This is a genomic window from Rubrivirga sp., assembly GCF_049648075.1.
Taxonomy (GTDB): domain Bacteria; phylum Bacteroidota; class Rhodothermia; order Rhodothermales; family Rubricoccaceae; genus Rubrivirga.
The window spans coordinates 1-4,105 of sequence record NZ_JBARYR010000289.1 but is presented as its reverse complement, the minus strand read 5'-3'; the positions used below and the strand labels follow the sequence as shown (position 1 = coordinate 4,105).

At 69.6% G+C, this 4,105-nt stretch carries 3 protein-coding genes and 1 pseudogene; 2 read left to right on the top strand and 2 right to left on the bottom strand.

The genetic code is table 11. The features are described from left to right. Together WBA11_RS08690 and WBA11_RS08685 are read left to right on the top strand one after the other, a co-directional pair. A partial coding sequence (locus tag WBA11_RS08690; RefSeq protein WP_424520305.1) for a hypothetical protein occupies positions 1–376 on the top strand: 376 nt, incomplete at its 5' end. 92 nt (positions 377–468) lie between these two features. Next, entirely contained in the window at positions 469–960 is a 492-nt protein-coding gene (locus WBA11_RS08685; protein ID WP_424520304.1) for a ferritin-like domain-containing protein, read from the top strand. Positions 961–1,096: 136 nt separating this feature from the next. Here WBA11_RS08685 and dacB read toward each other — a convergent pair whose 3' ends face one another. Then, a complete protein-coding gene (gene dacB, locus WBA11_RS08680; protein ID WP_424520303.1) occupies positions 1,097–2,275 on the bottom strand; it encodes a D-alanyl-D-alanine carboxypeptidase/D-alanyl-D-alanine endopeptidase in 1,179 nt (392 codons plus the stop codon). A gap of 65 nt (positions 2,276–2,340) precedes the next feature. After that, positions 2,341–4,105 (bottom strand): annotated as a pseudogene (locus WBA11_RS08675) (hypothetical protein); the annotation flags it as partial.

Genomic DNA, 4,105 nt, shown 5'->3' with positions numbered 1-4,105 from the left:
GGGCGGGACGGCCGCGCTCGTCCACCTCTTGGTCAGCGGCTACGCGTTGGTCTGGCTCCTCGGCGACTGGCGAGCGCTCGGCGCTCGCGTGACCGTCCTCGAGGGTGGCACACTGCGCGTCCGGTGCGGGCTGCGGTGGGGCGTCGACATCGCCCTCGAGGACGTCGAGACCATCTACCACGTCCGCCGCGACCTCCCCAACGACCGGCCGACGGTCGTGGCCACGCCGGGCACCCCTCGCTTCGCCATCGACGTGGCCCGTCCCATCGAGGCCGTCGGGCCGTACGGGCTCCGGAAGACCGTCACGCGCGTCGCCATCGGCGCCGACGACCCGGACCGGTTCCTCGAGGCCGTGCGTGCGGCGATGGGCGAGTAGGAGATCGCCCGAGATCACCGAGAGGTCACGTCTTTCGAGGAACGGTGCGGAGAACGGGCCGGTACTACAGGTCCACTCTCCAACCCCTATCCATGTCAAACATTACCGACCTCCGCGGCCTCTTTCTCCACGGCCTCAAGGACATCTACTACGCCGAGACGCAGTCCAAGAAGACCATCGCGTCGATGGCCGAGAAGGCGACCAACAGCGACCTCAAGAGCCAACTCGAAGCCCACGCCGGTCACTCCGACGGCCACCTCAAGCGCCTCGATCAGGTGTTCGAGCTTATCGGCGAGAAGGCCGAGGGTGTCAAGTGCGAGGCGATGGACGGCATCCTGAAGGAGTCGAAGCACCTGATGAGCGAGGTCTCCGACGCCGAGACGCGCGACGCGGCCATCGTCTTCTGCGCCCAAGCCATCGACCACTACGAGATCACGCGCTACGGCAGCCTGGCGACGTTCGCCGAGCGCCTGGGCTACAGCGAGGCCTCCGAGTTGCTGGGCGAGACGCTCGGGGAGGAGGAGGAGGCCGACAAGCGCCTGTCCGTCCTCGCTGAGAGCACGCTCAACAAGGACGCCGTTTAGGCCCGGCCTCGAGGACGCGTCTTCGAGACGGCGGCGCTCTGTTCTTCGGAACGGGGCGCCGCTTTTTCGTGTCCCCCTTTCCTCGTCCAGCCTCTTCGCGGGCACTCGGCGTGGCGTCTCTCTCTCGAGGGCGCCCTTACATGCCCATGTAGTCGGCGAGCAATTCCACGACCTCGTCTTGGGCTCGGTTGACGCGGCTCGTGCGCGTGCGGTAGCCGTTGCACAAGATCGAAAACGCGATGGTGTGGTTGCGGGCCGTCGTGACGTACCCCGAGAGCGTCCGCACGCCGCGGATGTAGCCCGTCTTGGCCCGCACGTTGCCTCTCGCGTCGCCGGCGCGGTAGCGGCGGTCTAGGGTGCCCGTAAACCCGCCCAGCGGGAGGGAGCGGACGAACGCGTCACGCGTCGCGGGGTCCGGGTGCTCGCGCATCCCCTCGAGGAGCCGGACGATCCCGATCGGGGTCAGGCGGTTGCCCCGCGACAGCCCCGAGCCGTCGTCGACGACGAACGTGACCGGGTCGATTCCGAACCGCTCGAGTAACGGGTCCGCCGCTCGGCGCCGGAGCGACGGCCGGACCGGACCGGGACTCGGATAGATGGCCGACGCGACCGTTCGCAGGATCCGCTCGGCGTACGTGTTGTTCGAGTCCGTGTTCGTCAGCCCGACGAACGCCGCGAGTGGGGGCGAGGTGTGAGTCGCAATGCGACGCATCCGCTGGTACGCCGGCGACACGCCGCTCGTGACGACCTCGACGCCACCGGGCAACCCGATCCCGCGCTCGTCGAGGGCGTTGCGCAAGCCTCGGACGAAGTACGTGTCCGGGTTCTGAATCACGTCGTCGGAGACCTTCAGCGTGTCCAGGACGTTGCGGACGCCCGCGTCGTACAGGCTGTCGGCCCACTGTCGGAAGACGTCGGCCAAATCGCGTCGGCTGGACCGGCCGGCCCACGTCGGGTCCCCCGCGCCTCGGATAACGAGCCGCCCGATCAACGTCCCGTACTCGATCGGCCCATCGAGGTAGAGCGACGTCTGGTAGCGGTAGTCGGGGCCGAGCGCGTCGAGGGCGGCGGCCGTCGAGACCAGCTTCATGTTGCTGGCCGGGATCATCGGCAGGTCCGCGCTCCGGTCGTAGAGCACGCGGCCGTTGTCGAGGTCGCGGATAAAGACGCCCCAGGTCGCGCCCTCAAAGGCCTCCGCGTTCAGGATCTCGTCGATCCGGTCGCCGAGAGCGGCACGTGTGAACGCGGCCTGGGCCACCGTCGAGGACGTGACGGTGGTCAGGAGGACCAGAAGGGCGGCGAGGCGGCGGAGCAAGAGGGTCGGGGGGGACGACCCCACAACGTCGCACCGGCAGACTCCGTGCCGCCTGGTCCCAGAGATTAAAAGGGGACGGCCGCCTGGATCCGGTAGTACAGGTCCACGTCGTCCCACGCGATCGATCCGTCGACGACCTCGTCGAGCAAGGGCGCCGGCACCGCGAGCCCGACCGCGTGGCGGATCTCGAGGCCGCCGAGCGACAGCAGGTTCGCCAACTCGCCCCCGACACCGACACGCCGAACGGCGCCCTCGAGGTCGGACCCGGTCCAGACGACGCCGGCGTCGGTGAAGAGCGATGGCGCGACCGGCCCGAGCTTGACGAGGCCCAGGAGCGTCGTCTCCAGGTCGAACAGGATCGGGAGCCGGTACTCGGCGGACCCGAACAGCGCCCGGTCGCCGACGGCGTAGCTCCGGAAGCCGCGCACGCGCTCGGCGTCGTCGAGGGCGAGGGCGCCGACGAACGGGACCTGAACGTCGATGTCGTCGTAGCGCGCCAGGCCGACGTAGTCCTGGGCCAGGGTCTCGCCGAAGAGCGCCGTCGCGCGGCCGTGGACGAACAGCCGGCCCAGGCCGAGCCGCCGCGAAACCCAGTAGCCCTGAAGGTCGGGCCGGACGAAGGTGTCGCCGCCCAAGACCGGAATGCCCGCCGTGACGCGCGCGCGTAGGCCCGTCCCATCGATGGGCGTGATCGCGTTCCACCGGTACGGCCGCTGGAACTGGTACGCGGCGCCGACCTGGACGTCGAACCGTGTCCCCTCCTGTGGCAGGTCCAGGCCGGTGTTCTCGACCTCGAGGCCGAGGTCGTCGAACCGCTCGAGCGAGAGCGGCTCGGCGAAGGCGTAGCGCAGCCGGGCGCCGATGGCCGTCGCGGTGTACGGCCGGTCGATCACGTCCAAGAGCTGGGTCGCGGAGACGTCGCCACCGGTCAGGTTCTCGACCAACAAGTCGTTGCCGTAAAAGCTCGAGGGGGAGGGGAAGCGGTACAGGTCGAGGGCGATGCTCGGGCCGAGCGTCCGGTTGACGTACGACAGCAGCAGGAACGACTTGTCGACGGGCCGGGTGATGGACACGCCGCCCAGGAGCGCGAGCTGGTGCTTGCCGAGCGGCTCGAGCCAGAGCGAGTTCGCAAAGACGCCCCAGTCGTCGTCGCCGTTGAACAGGACGCCGTCCTCGCCGGGGTCGCCGTACGGGAGCGCGATCGTGACGGCGTGCGTCAGGTTGGTGAACGAGTCGTAGCCGCGGCGCGCCTGGACGAGGCTTGGGTCGGGCTCGATGCGCGTCGGGACCTCGAGGGCGGGCCGGTGCTCGGTCCAGGCGGCGTAGGCGGGCGGGACCTCGAGGGAGTCGGTGTACACGGTCGGCCGTCGGCGGGCGTCGACGACGAAGACGCGGTCGCGCCGCTTGCTCTCGCTCGCGACCAACACGAGCCGGCCGGCGGGGTGGAGCGAGTCGGGCGGGAGCCAGTCGTGGACCGTCGCGCCGTCGTAGAGGAAGGTGGCGCGGGCTTCGGGGGTTGGGGGTTGGGGGTTAGGGATTGGGGCGTCGCTCTCGGCCTCGAGGTCGGCGTCTCGGACTGGGGTCCGTCCGTCCTCGAGGTCGGTGTCCAGCGATGAGTCAAGGTCGCGTTCGTCCTCGAGGACGCCTACGCAGTCCCCTCTCCCCGGGGGAGAGGGACAGGGTGAGGGGGTGCGATGGTCGGTTCGTCCTCGAGGCCGCTCGTCGGGCTCTGCGTTGTCAGGTCCGTCCTCGAGGTCGGACGAATCTGCGGCTGGGTCGTCCTCGAGGCTCTGCACGTCCTCGAAGCCGGGCGGCATAGTGCGGGCAGCG

Bases quoted from the DNA above. Each gene is read 5' to 3' on its own strand.
- WBA11_RS08685 (WP_424520304.1), top strand. From the start codon at position 469: ATGTCAAACATTACCGACCTCCGCGGCCTCTTTCTCCACGGCCTCAAG.